This is a genomic window from Phocaeicola salanitronis DSM 18170, from assembly GCF_000190575.1.
Classification (GTDB): domain Bacteria; phylum Bacteroidota; class Bacteroidia; order Bacteroidales; family Bacteroidaceae; genus Phocaeicola; species Phocaeicola salanitronis.
In genome coordinates this window covers 4,017,330-4,034,467 of the sequence record NC_015164.1, presented here as the reverse complement: position 1 = coordinate 4,034,467, position 17,138 = coordinate 4,017,330, and the positions used below count along the sequence as shown (strand labels likewise).

Below are 17,138 nucleotides of genomic sequence, written 5' to 3'. Positions count from 1 at the left end.
TTGCTATTTATGTAAAAATCTTCTATACTTTAATATTGCTTTTTCTTTAATTAATGTGCGCTCGCTATTTGAAAGCCCCAAAAGATAAATAACACAGCTTATCGAGAATAGACACGTTAGTGCCGTAATGATTAAACGCTCGAAAGATTCTTCAGGCATCAATACAATTACCAAGTAAGGCAAAATAACGGCAAAAGGAGTGATGATTATTATCTTCAATAAAACTTCACGGATGAATAACACTGGAGGGAAATTCAAAAGTTTTTTTGACATGAGTATTTTTACTAAAAGTACAGCTATGTAGACTAAGATAAAGATGACATAAGTGCTTTCAACAGGAGAACCACATTCATAAGCCAAAATCGTGAGTGGGAAAACAAGTACTCCTACACTTGATACCCATATTGTATATTTCTTAATGTTTCCTGTTGCCATACAAGCGGTCAGCAATGAGTTGCCTAGTATATTAAGCATAGAACCTATAATGGTTAACCGCAAAAACAGCACAGTATGATCAGGAACGTTTTTCAACCATAATGTTAATATGTAATCAGTTTCTAACATTATAGGTAATGCAAAGAATAATAAGAGATAGTACGAGAATTTTGCCCCTCGACAAACCAGCTTGAACATATTATCAATATCCCCTATGGCATAGCATTTGGTAATTTGAGGATTGATGGCTGTCATGAAGTTACTCACAAATTGCTGAACTGCAGCATCTACTTGTGTCGCAATGCCTCTTGCTGCATTTAAGGCCACTCCAAAATAGAGATTGATAAGAATATTCACTCCTTGCGTATTGAATAACCACGAAGTGTGAGTCAAAAACTGCCACCCGGCAAAACTTCCCATTTGTTTAAGCAAGGCTTTATCATGAACGAATTTGTAATGGCATTCTGCAAAGTGTCTGTTGCAATATAGTCCATACACTAATCGGATAACGAACGCTACAATAACAAGCAAAACTGCATACGAGATTAATTTATCAAAGGGTGAAATGACTATAATATAGCAAACCAACAGCTTTAAAGATGCTTCTAGTATACTCACATAGGCGAATGCTGTCATACGTTCATGGGCTATGATACAAGCGTTATATGGTATGCTTATTAAATTTATGCAAAACATTAGTAAGGAGCAGTATAGCACCCAGTTGGCAGCAACCAATCTATCAGAAGGAATGCTCATGTGGGTGTTTAAGAACCACCCGCCACCTACAACGCCTAGCAACATTATCAACAGAGACAATCCTGCTTGTATATTGACACTGGTTGAAAATATAATTTTTAGCCTTTCTGTGTCTCCTCTCCCTAATTCAAATGTAATATAACGGCTGATAGCATTTGACAACGACCCGGAAAGTAAGGAAAACATAGCGACCACGCCACCAACGACATTATAAATTCCATAGTCTTTCACACCAAGTGCGTTGAGAATAACACGGCTGGTATATAGTGTTATTGCCATTATTAGCAGAGTGCGAAAGTATAATAATATGGTATTCTTGGCAATGCGTTTGTTGTTAACTGTAGTGGCCATAGTAGTCTATTATCCAATCAGTAGAAAGTAAAATACACATCCAAATAATATTAGAACTTTCCCAATATTATCTTCAGATATTTGGTATTCAATAATTTGGATACAATAGTGCATGATAATATTACAGACACTATTGTAAGAAACCAATAAAGAAAAGAAAACTCATTCAGAATATCTCTATATATGATTATGTAGAAATACAAAAATTTAATATGAATGCAATAATAAATTAGGCTGTTCTGACCTAAATAGATTAACAACCGATTTTCCTTAAGACGCTTGGTTGTTTGTATTATCATGTATGCTCCCCAAACTGAAAATATCAGATGAGGAATTAGAAGAACATTATTTATAGTTACATTGTGCGCTATATGTGGAGATTCATATCCCAAAAGCAAGACAACGCCAACTAAGGCAATAAATGCTACCCAACTAAATAATAATGTCTTATCTTTTATGCTTATCTGAAGTTCCTTTAAGGATTGACCTACATATAAGTATAATGTGAGCATCATAGCATGTTGAAAATACCATATATTATAGCATATTGAGTTGGTAAATAGAAAATAGCCAATAATATGCATAATTATAAGAATTATACTAATAGCATATCTATTGCTTATTTTATTTATCCAATAGTATGATAATTTCGAAAGAAACAAAGCTGCCAAGAACCAATATCCGCCACTTATTAAGAATCGTCTTATACCCCAGTGAAAAAATGAGCCTATAGATAGGTCTGAAGCATATAACAAACCTATCCAGCTTGCTATAACTCCAAGAGTAAATGAAGGAATTAAGATACCTTTTATATTGGAAATAAGAAATTTACGATAGGGTTTATTGAAGTTGCTACAAAAGCCTGTTATAACAAAAAAAGCAGGCATGAAAAACGGTCCCCAAAACCATTCCAAATGATCTATATTGATAAAGACATCATTTTGAACACCCAATTCCTTACATACATTCTGCATGTGGCCAATCATTACCATAATAATAAGAAGCCCTTTACACATATCAATGTATGGCAGTCTTTTATTTTCAACATACATATTGGGACTCTTATAATCGTTAACCATCTTTTTATTATATAAGTATATGCGAAAATTCAAATAGTGCAAATATTCATCTATGATAATATACTTGCTGTTGTTAAAGTATTCCTAAACATGATTCGTAATACTCTCTAAATGCTTGAAGAAGAGGGCATCATCCACTATTTTATGTTTAGAATCCTATCTGCTAATATAAGGCCTTCTTTAAAGTTTGATGAAAAGCGAAGTGATGAAGTGTTTTCTGTGACCACAATCTGTTGCAAATTATATATATCTGTTTCAAACAGTTCATTTCTTCTTGTTTCCACTCTTTTTATACGTCCTGATACATTACCATATTCAACTAAAATATCATTGTATTGGATTGGTATGTATCGTTCAGTACTTCCAGAGTAATGAAATATAATCTCATATGTTCCATTACTTGATTTCTTCTCTATGTATGTAGGACGTTCAACTACACCTAACGTAGTTTCGATATCCATAATATTGTCTTGAATGATCGTTGCATCTCGTTCTATTACAATCCGAATCTTGCACATATTATTTCAAAATTTTTAAAGTATAACTGAATATTTTCTGATAGCTGGCAATATGCTGTTCTAATAATTCTTTATAAGAAATCTGTTCTTGCGAATCATTGTCAATCATCATCACACCCCATATTTTTTGGTCTTCAAGAAATATGGGAACAGCATAAAGATTATTTGCTATTGTATTCATTCCAAGCATCGTACTGTAGTATTTTTTATCTATATATGATTCAGACATATATTTTTTTATTCTTTTGTTCGCCGATACATAATGTTCAGGTAGTTTCTCGTTTGAGATAGAAACAGTACATACTTCACTATCCTTTTCTTCCTTGTAACATTTTACAGCAAGACCATTGTTTTCATCTCTATTTGTTATTAGAAAATGCGTATAGGATGTCATCTTATCTGAATACCCATAACGTGCATAAACGGTTAAATAATCGCAAAACAATTTGTATGGTATGTTTTTACAATATGCTTTGTTGCAAATCCGATGCTGCTCTAAGAACAACGCTTTTATAGGATATACAAACAAATATGGCATTATTATTTCATACCCTTTACGAGGTCTCAATATACTTATACGAGTTTGGAAATTTCTTCCTCCAAGATGCTCTTTAACGATATGCTTAAGAAAGCTATTAGACCATTTTTGTACGGCATTTTGTCTTTTACAATAGGCAATAAAGTCATTAACAAAAATAGTAGATAATACGATTACCAATGCTATTAATGCAACTTCATATTTATAGTTTCTTAGAATTTTGTCAAAATATGATTGCGATTCTTGTGGTACTTCTTGAAGGTACCATAGTAGAATTGAAAAGAGAGTCCCTATGACTTTGCATACAAATTTCCACATAAAAAGTTATTATTTCTCATATTTATCACTCTTTGGAATGTTTATTACCCTGATTATTATGCATTTCAGTCCCTTCTAAAAATATCCCGTGTATACACTTTTTTTTTCACATCATCCAAGCAAGCGTCATATCTGTTCGCGATAATAGCTTGGCTTTGTGCTTTGAAAGCGTTTAAATCATTCACTACCTTGCTGCCAAAGAAAGTGCTGCCATCCTCCAGTGTCGGTTCGTAGATAATCACCTCTGCACCTTTCGCCTTTACCCGCTTCATTACGCCTTGAATAGAAGACTGGCGGAAGTTATCGCTGTTCGACTTCATTGTAAGTCGGTAAACGCCTATGACACATTTCTTTTCTTCTGATGGATTGAAATCGCCACGGTTGTAATAATCATAGTAACCAGCTTTGTGAAGCACACGGTCGGCAATAAAGTCTTTCCTTGTTCGGTTACTTTCTACAATCGCCTGAATCAGGTTCTCAGGAACATCGGCGTAATTGGCAAGAAGCTGTTTCGTGTCTTTGGGCAAGCAATAGCCACCGTAACCAAACGAGGGGTTGTTGTAATGCGTACCGATGCGTGTATCAAGGCAGACACCATTGATGATGGCTTGCGTGTCCAAACCCTTCATTTCGGCATAGGTATCCAGTTCATTGAAATAAGAGACACGCAAGGCCAAATAAGTATTGGCGAAGAGTTTCACCGCTTCGGCTTCGGTCAGCCCCATAAACAAAGTATCAATATTTTCCTTGATAGCTCCTTCTTGCAAGAGTGCTGCAAATATATGGGCGGCTTCATCCAAGCGAGTATCTCCTTCGGGTCTGCCTACGATGATGCGGCTGGGATAGAGGTTGTCATATAACGCCTTACTTTCACGCAGGAACTCTGGGGAGAAGATTACGTTCTCCGTATCCAGCTTCTTGCGAATGCTTTCGGTGTAACCTACGGGGATGGTACTCTTGATGACCATGATGGCATGCGGGTTGACGCTCTTCACCAGTTCGATGACTTCCTCGACATGGCTGGTATCGAAATAGTTCTTTACCGGGTCGTAGTTGGTCGGTGCGGCGATAACCACAAAGTCCGCATCGCTGTATGCCTTTGCTCCGTCTAAGGTAGCGGTGAGATTTAGGTCTTTTTCCGACAGATATTTTTCGATGTAGTCATCTTGGATGGGTGATTTGCGTTGGTTGATTAAATCAACCTTTTCGGGTATTACGTCTACAGCAGTCACCTGATGGTGTTGGCTCAAAAGAGTTGCTATACTAAGTCCTACGTAACCGGTTCCGGCTACGGCTATTTTGATATTCTTGTCCATAATGATTATTTTGATTGTCTTTCAAACTTTTCCCACATATTCAAAGCATACGGTACGCCGTAATCCTCGTATGCCTCTGTATGCTTCAACTTCTCCAAGTCATCTCTCAACCGCTGCAAATCTTTTGCTGGAAGATTTCTGCCTTTGATAGCATTGATAATTGCCTCCATCATGCCTTGGCAGACATAATCGGGTGAATACATATCATTGAAATAGTTGTAATGCTCATCTTTCACGAAGTGGTATGCAAGGCTTTCAAGGACTTCAAGCAGGATGGTGACGGCTTCAGCATAATTACCTTGACTAACCGATTCACGAACCGCTTCCCGATAAGTAGCAAGCAGTCTTGCTATGGTATCGCAGTCTTCGTCTATGTTACGTTTGCTGAATACAGCTTCGATTTCCGCTTTCAGCGGAGTCGGTTCGATGTCGGTACGTGGCTTGTCCGATATGCGCTGACGAATGCATCTCATTTTTTCAGATGGCATATTGTATAGTTTTTATTGATTCTCATGAAGTAAGGATGCTTGTCTAAATATTCAAGGATACTTGATGAATTATTATTGAATACTTTGCCATTTATCCAAGAGTCTTGATTTGCGCCATTTTTTGACAAAACAGAATGGATTTTGAAATCATTTTTATCAATTCTAATCCTATATATGGAAATGATGACAGCCGACACTGTTTTTACCGGTAAACGTTGCTAAAAACGGCTGAGCCGTGAAAGCTGCCATCATTAATCATACTTTCTAATATATCTTCTCCCGTTCCACCATCTGGTTCAGTTGTGGCATCATTCGTTCAATCACGTGGCTGCACACCTTGCTGTTGCGGTCAAAGTCCATGTCATCAAGGATGTCATCCACAGTGTCGTCGTCCATGTCGCCACCATATCCTGCGGCAACCATTCCGATTACCTGCAGCTTCCTGACTTTGGATGCAATGGCCGCATTGCGTTCCGCAGCTGCCAGTTCGTAGGGAAACATATCGTATAGGAGGTTGCAATAACGCAGAAGTTCGGGAAACTCGTCTGATTCGGTCAGGTATGCCGTCAGCATCTCTTCCTCCAACTTGCGCAACATGTAAAGACCTTTCAAACTTGGCAATTTGGTCGCCAACGGCTTGCTCGTCATCAGGAACAAGGCGTGAGAAACGATGATATGGTCTTCGTCAGGATGCAAGGCAAACATCCGTTTTTCCGGCTTGCAGGTTTTCTGCAATTCGGCTTCTATCCGGTCGAACATCTCCTTGCGCATCTCTTTTTGTGAATCTTGTTTCATTTTGAAAAGGGTCGTGTTTCAATCCCTAATGAGCCGAATGGAATAACAGCCGACAGGGGGAGGCTGAATGAGGTATCGGAACTCTTGTCTTCCGATGTTCTATCCGCATCCGAGGCTTCAACATGAGGATGCTCAAGTCTCATCTCTATCAGGATGGATTCAAAAGCATCTTTAAGGCCATGCTCTTTCAAGAAGCGGGTCATATACATAGCCAAGGCTGCTTCAGCATTTTCAGTTGCGTTTAAGGAACTGCCGATGAGTTCTTTCCAAGGAAGACCGGTAAATTTTTGAGCTACTGAGGGCAAATCATTTTCCATAAATGTCTGATGATGTAAAATGCGGTCGAATTCATCCGTAACGGATTGTACCGCCTGCCGGCTTTCCGTAGACAATGATACGATAGCCGGGCATCCGGGACAGGTGAATCGTTCGCCAAGCAGCAGTCCGCTGAGGGTGAAAGGAATCTGCGACCTGCATACAGGGCATGTCAGAGTTTGTGGAATGTCCTTTAGCATAGAGACTGTAATCTTCTTATTTCAACCGGGTAGGAAGTGCAGCATGGTTACAACAGGTCGCTTATGCTTACGCTCTTGGTCATACTTTCCCACGAATGCCTTGCGACGGTGAGGTTCAGCGGATAACCGAGTCCTATCTTTTCGCCCAATTTCTTCAGGTTGTAATTAATACGGTGCAGAATACCGTCATACTGTATCCATTGCTCGTGTGGGGATTTTGCCGTGATGACGGGGAAGAGGAGGGTCGAGCCTTTCCGCTTGTAGCGGTCGGCAATCTCCTGCATCGCCAGCTCCCAGGGAAGGGAGATTTCCTTGCCGGTGACGTGCTGGCGGTAAGTGAGCTGTCCGTTCTTGATATTCTTGCTTGTCAGGCGGAAGATGTCGTCGCTCCTCATGCCCTTGGTATAAACCGTGAACAGGAAGATGTCGCGGGCGAAGACGGTCATCTCTGATTCACCGCTCAGGTCAAGGTCACGCAGACGTTTCACTTCATCGAGCGTCAGGCCGTATCTGTATTTCTTGACGCGGTAGCTTACGTCCAGGCCCTCGAAAGGGTTGCAGTCAGCAGCAAGTCCGTCATTTACGGCAAGTTTATAGACACGCTTCAAATTCCGGATATAGAGGGAAATGGTGTTGCGTCCTAACTCTTGGTTCTTCAGCCAGGTGTGGTAGTTGCGCATCAGCAGGGCATCGATGTCCTTGAAAGGCACTTCGTTCTTGCCTAAATAGTTGAGGAACTTCCTGAGATACTTTTTCAGTTTTATTGCCGCATCATAACGCCCCTCGTCCCGCAGCTTCTCAACGCGAGAATTGGTATAGGCGACAAAACCAAAACCAGTTACATTTTGGCTGTCAACGTGAACAGCTACCGTCTGTACATTCTTCTGTCTGTTGTTATCCATTTTTTATATTTTGTCTGTCTGTCAACTGCCAAAATAGATTACCCTGCCGTTCGGCCGACCTCTGAGAAAATCAAAAATGTTCGGCTCGTCGAAATGGATGCCCATATCGGCGTAATAGGCTTCCTCCGGATCTTCCGGAACGGTGTAAAGGTCATCATATAAGCACATCCGCTTGCCGAACGTGGTGGTGAAGGATGTGAGCTTCGCCGCATCCTGCTCTTTCTGCACGATGTCGTTCCAGTTGGTTTCGCCGTTCCATGTAGGCAGGGCTTCTTTATCAAGCCGGACTGCTGAACCGCTTATGTATGTTATATTATTGTATGTGACGAGTTGGACGGCAATATGACAGCCTTGTGCATTCTCAGGCATCGGCTGCGGAAAAATCACGTCACTGAACATACGTCCGTCCCTGTGGAGCAAGGTAAACGTGCGTTCGTCTTTCATTTCAATGACCGTATAAGTATCCAGTCGTTCGGAACGGATAGCATCGAGTATTTCTGCCGCTTCCTTCAGCAAAGTCTTTTCCTTTCCCTCTACAAAAGATGCTTCATAGCGGAACTGTTTGGCTATGGTATTTGCCAAAGAGTCGCCGCGCTTGTCATGCCAGTTGAAAGCAAGATCTGCCCACAGCATATTCTTGGCAGTTTGTTTATTTCCAACGAGCTGCATGAACATCGCCTTGCGGCAACGCAGGTCGGGAAAGACCTGCTGCAGGATTTTGTCCTCGCGCACAAACCATGCCAGCATTTCACTCAAACGGGAGAAATCACCTGACAGCACGCTTTCGACCATCCATTGCCGAAGGGCGCTATATTTTGCGTCCGCCACGGCTCTGCCCACGAGGTTGTGGACTTCAGAATCTGCATTGGCACTCATGTCAAATCCGTCGCACCAGCGGCTGTCCACATCGCCTACGCAGCGGTACCTGTATTCATAAACGCCGTCAATCCCGACGGCAACGGTATTCTCTATATAGAGCAGAAAGTGAAATATTTTATGATTGTCGAAACACTTCGCTTCCTGTCCGATAAGATGATACAGTCTGACGTACAGCTGATAAAAGAAAGCCACGTCACCATCCACGTTCATGGTGGGGTGATGGAGCTGCTTCCAACGGGAGGAGAATTGGATAAATGTAAGCATTTTATTTTAGCCTTAATTCCGCAACATAATTGATAATTATTTTTATAAGTTCCTGAGCAACATTTTGTTGCCCAGGTTTTTGCCATGTCAGCGTTTTCACTTACCTTAGTGTTGCGAATCCAAAGACAAAGAAAACCGCAACAGGCATGGCAAAGGTAGCAATAAAATCCGAAAGACTCACTCCTTTTGGAGGCATATTTCCAATCATGGAGCAATTTACCTCCCTTCTCTCCTCTACAATTGACTCAACACTTGGGTTGAGATGCAAACTCTATGGTTATCAATACAGCGAAATCATCCGCTCCCTCCTATGCGTTTACTTCTGCGGCGGTTCTTGCGTTGAGGATGTCACCGCCCACTTAATGAGTCATCTTTCCCTTCACCCCACACTCCGCACCTGTAGCGCCGACACCATCCTTAGGGCAATAAACGAACTGACCCGGGAAAACATCTCATACACGTCTGATGCCGGAAAGTCCTATGATTTCAATACGGCAGACACACTCAACACATTGCTCCTGAATTGCCTGTTGTCCACAGGGCAGTTGAAAGAGGGCGGGGAGTATGACGTTGACTTTGACCACCAGTTCATTGAGGCGGAGAAGTACGATGCAAAGCCCACGTACAAGAAATTTCTTGGTTACAGGTCCGGTGTGGCCGTTATCGGCGACATGATTGTCGGCATAGAGAACAGCGACGGCAACACCAATGTACGCTTTCACCAGAAGGACACGCTAAAGAGGATTTTGGAGAGACTTGAAGAGAAGAAGCTGACAGTCAAACGCTTCAGGGCCGACTGCGGCTCATGCTCTGAAGACATTGTGGATGAGGTCAGGAAGCATTGCAGGACATTCTACATACGCGCCAACCGCTGCTGCTCGCTCTATGATGACATCTTCGCGCTCAGAGGGTGGAAGAAGGAAGAGATAAACGGCATCGTGTTTGAGTTGAACTCCATTCTCGTTGAGAAGTGGAAGGGCAAACCGTATCGCCTGGTAATCCAGAGACAGAGACGCATGGGCAGTGGACCGGACCTGTGGGAGGGGGAATATACATACCGCTGCATCCTGACCAACGATTACGAATCATCCATGAGGGACATCGTGGAGTTCTATAACATGCGCGGTGGCAAGGAACGCGTCTTTGATGACATGAACAATGGGTTTGGATGGGACAGACTGCCTAAATCCTTCATGGCGGAAAATACCGTGTTCCTGCTCCTGACGGCACTGATACGCAATTTCTACAAGGCCATCATGCAAAGGATTGAAGTGAAGAAGTTCGGGCTCAAGGAAACCAGCCGTATCAAGACGTTTGTCTTCAAATTCATTTCAGTACCTGCCAAGTGGATTAAGACCGCAAGGCAATGTGTGCTGAATATCTACACCGACAACCATGCATATGCAGAAGCCTTCAAAACTTCTTCCGGATGATTTACATCACTTGATGGCCACTGATTGCGTATTGCCTCAAGTCGCTTTATGGGGTAAGGGGATGGTATGCGCATTGAAACGGACGCGAGGACTTAATGGTTATCTTACGAATCAAAAGTCCATTTCTCTTTATGTAGGTAGCACTTCGGGAATGGAGTTGCGGATTTAAGGTTTAGGTAACAAGTTGACTCGTTGACTAGTTAACAAGGTTTTAGATGCCATTAGTGAAACTATTCAGAACCTTGTTGCCTTGTCAACTGATACCTTGTCAACTTCAATTGTGCAGCCATACCGTCCGCAGGTACCTGCGCCATACGGCAAGGTGGTTGGTGGTGTTGATTTCCTTGCAGATGCGGACGCAGGTCTGTATCAGCTTGTCCTTTGCCGCATCCTTTTCCTGTGCTGAAGACCGGATGGTAAAGACATTCAACGTATCTTCACCGACCTTAAAGTCCTGCACGGCTTTTACGGCAGAATCCGCATCCGTCAATACCTTATATAATGTAGGCGCATAGTTGCGGAAAGACTCAATGAGCTTTTCCGTTTCCTTAAGTGTAATCTCGTTACGGACTTTCTGCACCTTACCGGAAACCAACTTCTCGTTGGCTTTTCCTGCCGTCAGGAAATATTCGCGAAGAAAATCGTCCCAGTTGGCGAAGAAAACGAGGTCGTCCTTTTCCTTCCTCATGCCGATGTGGGCATAATAGGCAGTGGTGACTTTCCCGTCCTCCTGCCTGCTGGGGTAATAGACCTCTTCGGTGATGTCCACCCTGCGGATGATTTCCGTGTAATCCTTATGTTGCAACTCCACTTCACCCTTGTCTTTTTCTATGATTATTCCCGATGTCGGCGTAAGGAGCGGGCGGAAAATGAGGCTTGGCCAGTTTTCCTTCACATATCCGGGCGTGTCATGCTCATAGCGGGCAAGGTTTATCAGAAGTTCTGCCTCTTTGGTAGTCAGTTTGGCAAGACGGTCTGCCAATGCCTTTTCCCCTTGCTTCTGGAAATACTTGCAAAGAGCCTCCAACGACAGGTCGGCGGCAAGACGCTCCATCAGTTCATAAAACAGGGACTGTGTGCGTTCTCCGTAACCGCAGCCTTGCAGGATGCCGGTAAGCAGGTCAACGGCGCGTCCTTTCTCCGTGCCTATGGACAAACGGTCGCCCTCGGCATTGTGTAGTCGGACAACGTGGAGGTCGGATACATTGGGGTAAGTGACGGTCAGCCAGCTGCCCGGTATCAAGCCCTGAACGCGGAATACCAGTCCTTTTTTCTTGTGGAAGCGGCAAATGTAGCCTTCACATCCGGCAAGCGGACCGTCAACCACACGCACGATTTCGTTCGGCTCGTCCGTTTTCGCGTTAACCGCATAGTCGGTGTAAGGCCGTTCCAACACAATCACCTTGTCGGCATAGTTCTCGTTGTAGTCACGGAATGCACGCATCTGCGATTCGGGGATGGTGCAGACTGTGGCTTTCTCGTCCGGTGTGCACTTCCGGTTGTACCAAATATAAGCGTCGGAATTGTTGTCACGGAGAAACTCTACCAATGCATCTTGGGTGGCAAGCACGAACACGTAGCCGTTGAAAAAGGGCTGTTGCTGTTCATTGTCACCACGGCGCACATAGACCTTGGTATGCGTAGGGCAATAGACCTCCAGTATGTTCCGTATCTTGCCCTTTTCGCGCTCGATGAGCAAGCACAACTCCGGTTCATGTCCGGGTTTGGTGCAGACAAGAAACCAATGGTAATCTACACTGTTGAGTTTGTCAGGCACTGTGAGATAAATTAAGAATGATGAATGAAGAATAATGAAACAACGTTCGGCGTAAGCCAATGAAGATTGAAGAATGATGACTGTTTCGCTGTTATAACGAGCAAAAGATGTTTTGAGCTAAGTTATGAAGCATCGTTATGTTGTCATGCCGCATGGTGAACTCTTAATTCTTCACTCTTCATTCTTCATTCACGAAAAAGCGTTCTTTACGCTACCCCCATGGCAATCGCATGACGGCTAACTGATACCTCTCCGAATTTGAATCACCACGCTTTTCAAACATTTTCAAGACGTTTTTCAGGCGTTGTTTACAGCATTCTTTAGGTTTAGCGGCAGCATTCTGGAGTAAAAACTCAGCAACAATGGCCTGCCGTTGTTATGTGACGAGAAGAACAAAGCGCAATGCGCTTTAACATTTTTACTTCCATATCACAAGTATTTAGTTTTCAATCAATTAAGTCTCTTCTATACCCACCGCTTTACTATTGCTGTATAATATGAAACGGCGGATACGTTGCAAAGGTAATAAAAAGATTTAATACAGAGCCATTTTATAGGCAGAAAATTTTAAAGATTCGGAATTTTAGTCGAACAAAAGCTGCATTTGTTCGACTAAAATGGGATTCCACACAAAAATACACATTGATAATCAGTCAGTTGCAAAAATCCGCCGTTTCATATTATACAGGTGTGAAATTTGTCGAACATTTCCGGTTATTATTTACGAAAAATTTTTCCTATCATTTTTCGGTTGGCTTTCACCACGCCCTCCATGTCGATGGAGGAAAGATAGATTTGTGTGGTCTTCAGACTTTCATGCCCCAAGCCTTTGCTGATGACGGACAGGCTGGTGCCCATGTCCCGCAGGATGCTGGCCCAGGTATGCCTCCCCGTATATGTCGTCAGGGATGCCTGTAACCCGACCATCGTGCCGATTTTCTTGAGGTAATAGTTCACCTTATGTTCCATCCGCTCGTATTGCCGCCGTTCCGTGCCGTCCGTTTTAGTGATAATGGGTAAGAGATACGGACTGCCTTTCGTCAGGTGGATGTAGTTGTCCACAATGTCCTGCATGACGGATTCCCAACAGACGGTCAGCTCCTGTCCGGTCTTCTTGCGGCTGTAGTGCAGCTGCCCGTTTCGGATGTCGTCTTTCTTCAAATAGGCAAGGTCCACAAACGAGATGCCCTGAAGGTAGACAATCAGCATGAAGAGGTCCCGTGCGAAGGCAATGGCAGAGCCTTCGGACAACTGAAGCTGCCTGATGGCACGCAGTGAACTTAACGGTATGGCTCGTTTGGCGGTCTTGGCGAACCCTGTGAACACGTGGCGGAAAATATGCTTGTCGGTTGTCAGTCCGGTTTCGACCGCCTTGCGGTAGAGAGTGCGCAAGGTGCGCAGGTAGCACGACGAGGAGTTGCGTTTCACGCCCCGTCCTTTCAGCCATGCCTCGTACTGGTTCATGGTCTCCGCGTCCAGTGCGTCGACGGTCATGTCCTCCCCGTCGCGGAACTGGGAGAAGCTCGACAGGGCGTCGCGGTAGGTCTTGGCGGTTCCCAGCCTGCCGACACGGAGCTTTTTCGCCGTCATGCCGTGGATGAAGCCGAACCACGTCTGGCACGGCGGCAGGAGCCGGAATGCCGACACGATGTCGTCCGCCGTGTATTCCAGCATTGCCAGTTCCTTTTCCGTGATCAGCGAGGTGATTTGCTTGCAGTCCCACCGCAGTTTGGAGGCAATCAGTTGCAGTTCCGCCCGCCGTTCCGGTGTGCCGGTGATGCGGATGAACGAAGTCCGCCCGTCCCATTCTTCGGGCATGACTCGGTAATCGGTGTAAACTGTTCTCGTGCTTCTGCGGTGAGTCACTTGGAAATACATAGTGCCAGGCTTGCCTTCAGCGGTGGAAGGGCGGAATTTCAGTTTGAATGTTGCCATAATTTCTGATTTTTAGTTTGTTATTAAACTGAAAATACACAGTGTAACCATTGAAAAACTCCGTCATTCCGTGCCGTATTGTTTGCAGATGGTTTAGTCTTTTTCTACTTGTCATGGCTCAAACAACAGGGCGAGTTCCACCCGTCTGCGCCTTTCTATGCTTGGGATAATCCTGCCTTTCCATTTCCGAAAGGACACATATTCCTTATGGATGTCCCTGTTGCCGCGTTCCAGCTTGCGTATCAGTCTGCTTTTGGGAAGTTTCTCGTTTCCCAACAGACGGTACGGGCCTACCTGATAGGCAAGGCAGGCAAGCAGTGTCGAGTCACGACCGAAGCGGCGGAACATACGGCACAGCTTCCGCATATCGGCACGGAGCAGGCTGTCGCCCTGTGCGCGGCTTATCTTATGGGTCAGCCGTTCACCGGGCAACAATTTGTGCCCGTATCCTATGTAAGGCAGATGCTTACGGCTTCCATGCCAACCCTCGTAATGCTTGGTGCAAAATATGGCACGCTCGAACGGTGGCAATTCGTATATCCTCAGCCGCTTCCCTTTGTCAGAGGCTTGCGCTGTCAAGTTGAGTGAAAACAGGAACAGCAGGGATAAAACACATAAAACCAATCTCATCTTGCCCCTTTCTTGTTTACCACGTCCTTTATCATTTCCTTCACGTCCTGACCTACTTTCACAAAATTCCGGTACAGGATGCGTTCCCTTTCTTCTTTCGATGGAAAAGTATAGAACTTGGGAAGCGGCACATACCCGTCTTCCTCTTTCTTAATCTCTTCCATGTCGAAATCTGTCTTGCAGAAAAATTTCGAAGTCTTGAACTCTTCGGCTTCCTGTATATTCATGCTGCCGCCCCGTCCGGTTTTGGTCTTCACGAAATCACGGGCTACCTGTCCGCATATCCATCCCGTAGGCAGGTCGCTTATCTTCGAGGCCGGCACGAGATTGTCCATGTTCTCGTTCAGGTTGATGCTGGTCTTGTCGCGGTCGATGGTCACGCCACGTTTCAGCTGTACCACCTTGCCAAAGATGTCGTTGCTCAGCCATTCAAGCGTTTCTTTAGAGCGGGCGGAGCCTGAAACCACGTTACCCACTATGGTGATAATCTTCTGCATACCTACTTTCCCGTAGTCGGCTTCCAACTGCGGCAGTTCCTGAAAGCCCAATGCCACGCTCACTTTGTTGCTTCGTGCCGTTCCGATAAGTCGGTCTATCTTGTGAAAATACAGCGTGGGCAGCTCGTCCACGATGATACTTACGGGGATGTTCTTTCCCTGCCCTGTATTTACACGTGTCACAAGTCTGTTCAGTATCAGGGCGTTCAACGCCCCGATGATGCTCTCCATCTCCGGGTCGTTGGCTATCAGCAGGTAGCTGGGATTCTTCGGGTCACTCACCTTCAAATCGAAATCATCGCCGTCCTTGTGGAATATCCAGTACGATTCCTTGGTGGCAAGTCGGGAAGTATAGACACGCAGCGTACCGATCATGCCTTCCAACTGTTCCATAGCCTTGTTCTGGAATGCCGTCTGGAACGGGCCAAGCAGCGGTGCCACCTCGTTGTCGGTCTGTAATACCTCGAAGATGGTCTGGTAGCTCTCGTTCAGGAACGACAGGATGTGCGGCATATCCGAGTATTTACCCAACCAATAGGCAGGCTCCACAATATTACCGCCCTTGCGGTCGCGCACCACGCCCGTAGGTTTCCAGAACTTGGTCTCCTTGTCCTGCACTTTCTCCGCATACAGTTTGTTCCCGTCCTTGTCGTAAGGCTCCCGTTCGTAGTTCACGAAGAAGTAGATGCAGGCGGCCAAGAAGTTCACTGCCGAGGTCTGGAAGAACTGGTCGCTACCTCCGCCACCTTCTTTCTTGCCTTTCTGCAAAGACTCCAGCAATGTTTCCGCCGTTTCGCTGGCAGCGGCAAGGTTGGGGATGTACTTCGCCTGTATCGGGTTCACCCTGCGACTGTATTCCACATTCACAAAGTTGATAATATTGAATTTGCATCCTTTGGGCAGTTTGCCCAGCTTCTGGTTCTTTTTGTAATGGTAGTACAGCTTGGTCGCCAATGTAGGGAACTTATAATCGTAAACTACTAAGGCAAAGCCTTTTGCGGAATGTTGCCGGATGAACGGCTCGATGATGGAAAAGGTCTTTCCGCTACCCGGAGTGCCGACCACCCAAGTTCCCCTAAACGGATTGCTGATGTTCACCCATCCCTTGCGGAACTTGCCTTTGTAATAGTAACGCATGGGCACATTGACCGAGTATTTGTTCTCCACTAACTCCGTGCATTGTTCGAAGCTCTCGTTCTCCAGGTTGAAGCGGTCTTTCAGCAAACCTTCCTTCAGGTATTTGGAGATGTTGTCCAATGCCACGTGAACCAGTATCGTACCGACCACCGATGCCGCCATGTAGAGGATGACGTTTAGGCGCATGGAGTAAAGGCGGACATCCATTTCATACCCGAACAGCCACACCGCAAGCACCAACAGCCCAATGCCCGACACCAGCGGGTAAAGCACCTGCCTCCGTGCATCGAACTCCAAGTGTTTCTTGTTCCTCGTACCCACGCAGGTGATGCAGATAAGCAGGAAGGTGGCAATCTTGCTGTACACAAGGTTGCCGTCATGGTAGATGAGCCACGTCTTCATGCGGTCGTGCACGTCACACACGATGCCGTTCCAATAGTCGAACACAGCCGGGTTGAACGCATACATGAAAAACTCCAGCAGGACGGACACGTACACCACCGTCCGGAATATCTTGTAAGCGCCTTGCAGTTCCTTGCTTTCTTCCATCTCGTACTTTCCTTAATTCTTAATTA

At 44.8% G+C, this 17,138-nt stretch carries 15 protein-coding genes; 1 reads left to right on the top strand and 14 read right to left on the bottom strand.

Annotation, left to right across the window (positions count from 1 at the left end; translation table 11 throughout):
- Window positions 1-3: 3 nt before the first annotated feature.
- From BACSA_RS17410 to BACSA_RS17365, 10 genes are all read right to left on the bottom strand, one after another.
- A complete protein-coding gene (locus tag BACSA_RS17410) occupies window positions 4-1,422 on the bottom strand; it encodes an MATE family efflux transporter (RefSeq protein ID WP_394358865.1) in 1,419 nt (472 codons plus the stop codon).
- A gap of 170 nt (window positions 1,423-1,592) precedes the next feature.
- Window positions 1,593-2,558 carry an acyltransferase family protein gene (locus BACSA_RS20890; RefSeq protein ID WP_394358873.1) on the bottom strand — a complete coding sequence of 322 codons (966 nt, stop codon included), beginning with the start codon at window positions 2,556-2,558 and terminating at the stop codon, window positions 1,593-1,595.
- A gap of 200 nt (window positions 2,559-2,758) precedes the next feature.
- Window positions 2,759-3,139 carry a hypothetical protein gene (locus tag BACSA_RS17400; protein WP_013619335.1) on the bottom strand — a complete coding sequence of 127 codons (381 nt, stop codon included), beginning with the start codon at window positions 3,137-3,139 and terminating at the stop codon, window positions 2,759-2,761.
- A gap of 1 nt (window position 3,140) precedes the next feature.
- The gene (locus BACSA_RS17395) at window positions 3,141-3,995 is read right to left on the bottom strand and encodes a hypothetical protein (protein WP_013619334.1); all 855 of its coding nucleotides are present in this window, start codon (window positions 3,993-3,995) and stop codon (window positions 3,141-3,143) included.
- A gap of 65 nt (window positions 3,996-4,060) precedes the next feature.
- Entirely contained in the window at window positions 4,061-5,311 is a 1,251-nt protein-coding gene (locus tag BACSA_RS17390; protein WP_013619333.1) for a nucleotide sugar dehydrogenase, read from the bottom strand.
- A 5-nt stretch (window positions 5,312-5,316) separates the two neighbouring features.
- Window positions 5,317-5,799, bottom strand: a complete 483-nt coding sequence (locus BACSA_RS17385) for a hypothetical protein (RefSeq protein ID WP_013619332.1) — start codon at window positions 5,797-5,799, stop codon at window positions 5,317-5,319.
- A 264-nt stretch (window positions 5,800-6,063) separates the two neighbouring features.
- Entirely contained in the window at window positions 6,064-6,594 is a 531-nt protein-coding gene (locus BACSA_RS17380; RefSeq protein WP_013619331.1) for a hypothetical protein, read from the bottom strand.
- Window positions 6,591-7,109 (bottom strand): DUF2589 domain-containing protein, encoded by a 519-nt coding sequence (locus tag BACSA_RS18985; protein WP_013619330.1) that lies wholly within the window; start codon window positions 7,107-7,109, stop codon window positions 6,591-6,593. Before BACSA_RS18985 ends, BACSA_RS17380 begins: the two co-directional genes overlap by 4 nt.
- 47 nt (window positions 7,110-7,156) lie before the next feature.
- Window positions 7,157-8,011 (bottom strand): tyrosine-type recombinase/integrase, encoded by an 855-nt coding sequence (locus BACSA_RS17370; protein ID WP_013619329.1) that lies wholly within the window; start codon window positions 8,009-8,011, stop codon window positions 7,157-7,159.
- A 21-nt stretch (window positions 8,012-8,032) separates the two neighbouring features.
- The gene (locus tag BACSA_RS17365; protein WP_013619328.1) at window positions 8,033-9,154 is read right to left on the bottom strand and encodes a hypothetical protein; all 1,122 of its coding nucleotides are present in this window, start codon (window positions 9,152-9,154) and stop codon (window positions 8,033-8,035) included.
- 146 nt (window positions 9,155-9,300) lie between these two features.
- On the opposite strand from BACSA_RS17365, the gene BACSA_RS17360 reads away from it, so the two are divergent.
- Window positions 9,301-10,587 carry an IS1380-like element IS615 family transposase gene (locus BACSA_RS17360; protein ID WP_007567149.1) on the top strand — a complete coding sequence of 429 codons (1,287 nt, stop codon included), beginning with the start codon at window positions 9,301-9,303 and terminating at the stop codon, window positions 10,585-10,587.
- Between the two features lie 274 nt (window positions 10,588-10,861).
- Here the strand turns inward: BACSA_RS17360 and BACSA_RS17355 are convergent, their stop codons facing one another.
- The 4 genes from BACSA_RS17355 to BACSA_RS17340 form a co-directional block, all read right to left on the bottom strand.
- On the bottom strand, window positions 10,862-12,364 hold the full coding sequence (locus BACSA_RS17355) for a transcription termination/antitermination NusG family protein (protein ID WP_013619327.1): 1,503 nt from the start codon (window positions 12,362-12,364) through the stop codon (window positions 10,862-10,864).
- A gap of 717 nt (window positions 12,365-13,081) precedes the next feature.
- Complete coding sequence (locus BACSA_RS17350; RefSeq protein ID WP_013619326.1) at window positions 13,082-14,299, bottom strand: site-specific integrase; 1,218 nt, start codon at window positions 14,297-14,299, stop codon at window positions 13,082-13,084.
- Window positions 14,300-14,410: 111 nt separating this feature from the next.
- Complete coding sequence (locus BACSA_RS17345) at window positions 14,411-14,929, bottom strand: glycoside hydrolase family protein (protein ID WP_013619325.1); 519 nt, start codon at window positions 14,927-14,929, stop codon at window positions 14,411-14,413.
- Window positions 14,926-17,112: a type IV secretory system conjugative DNA transfer family protein gene (locus BACSA_RS17340; protein WP_013619324.1), complete on the bottom strand. Its 2,187-nt coding sequence runs from the start codon at window positions 17,110-17,112 to the stop codon at window positions 14,926-14,928. The genes BACSA_RS17345 and BACSA_RS17340 overlap by 4 nt, the downstream gene beginning before the upstream one ends.
- Window positions 17,113-17,138 lie beyond the last annotated feature (26 nt).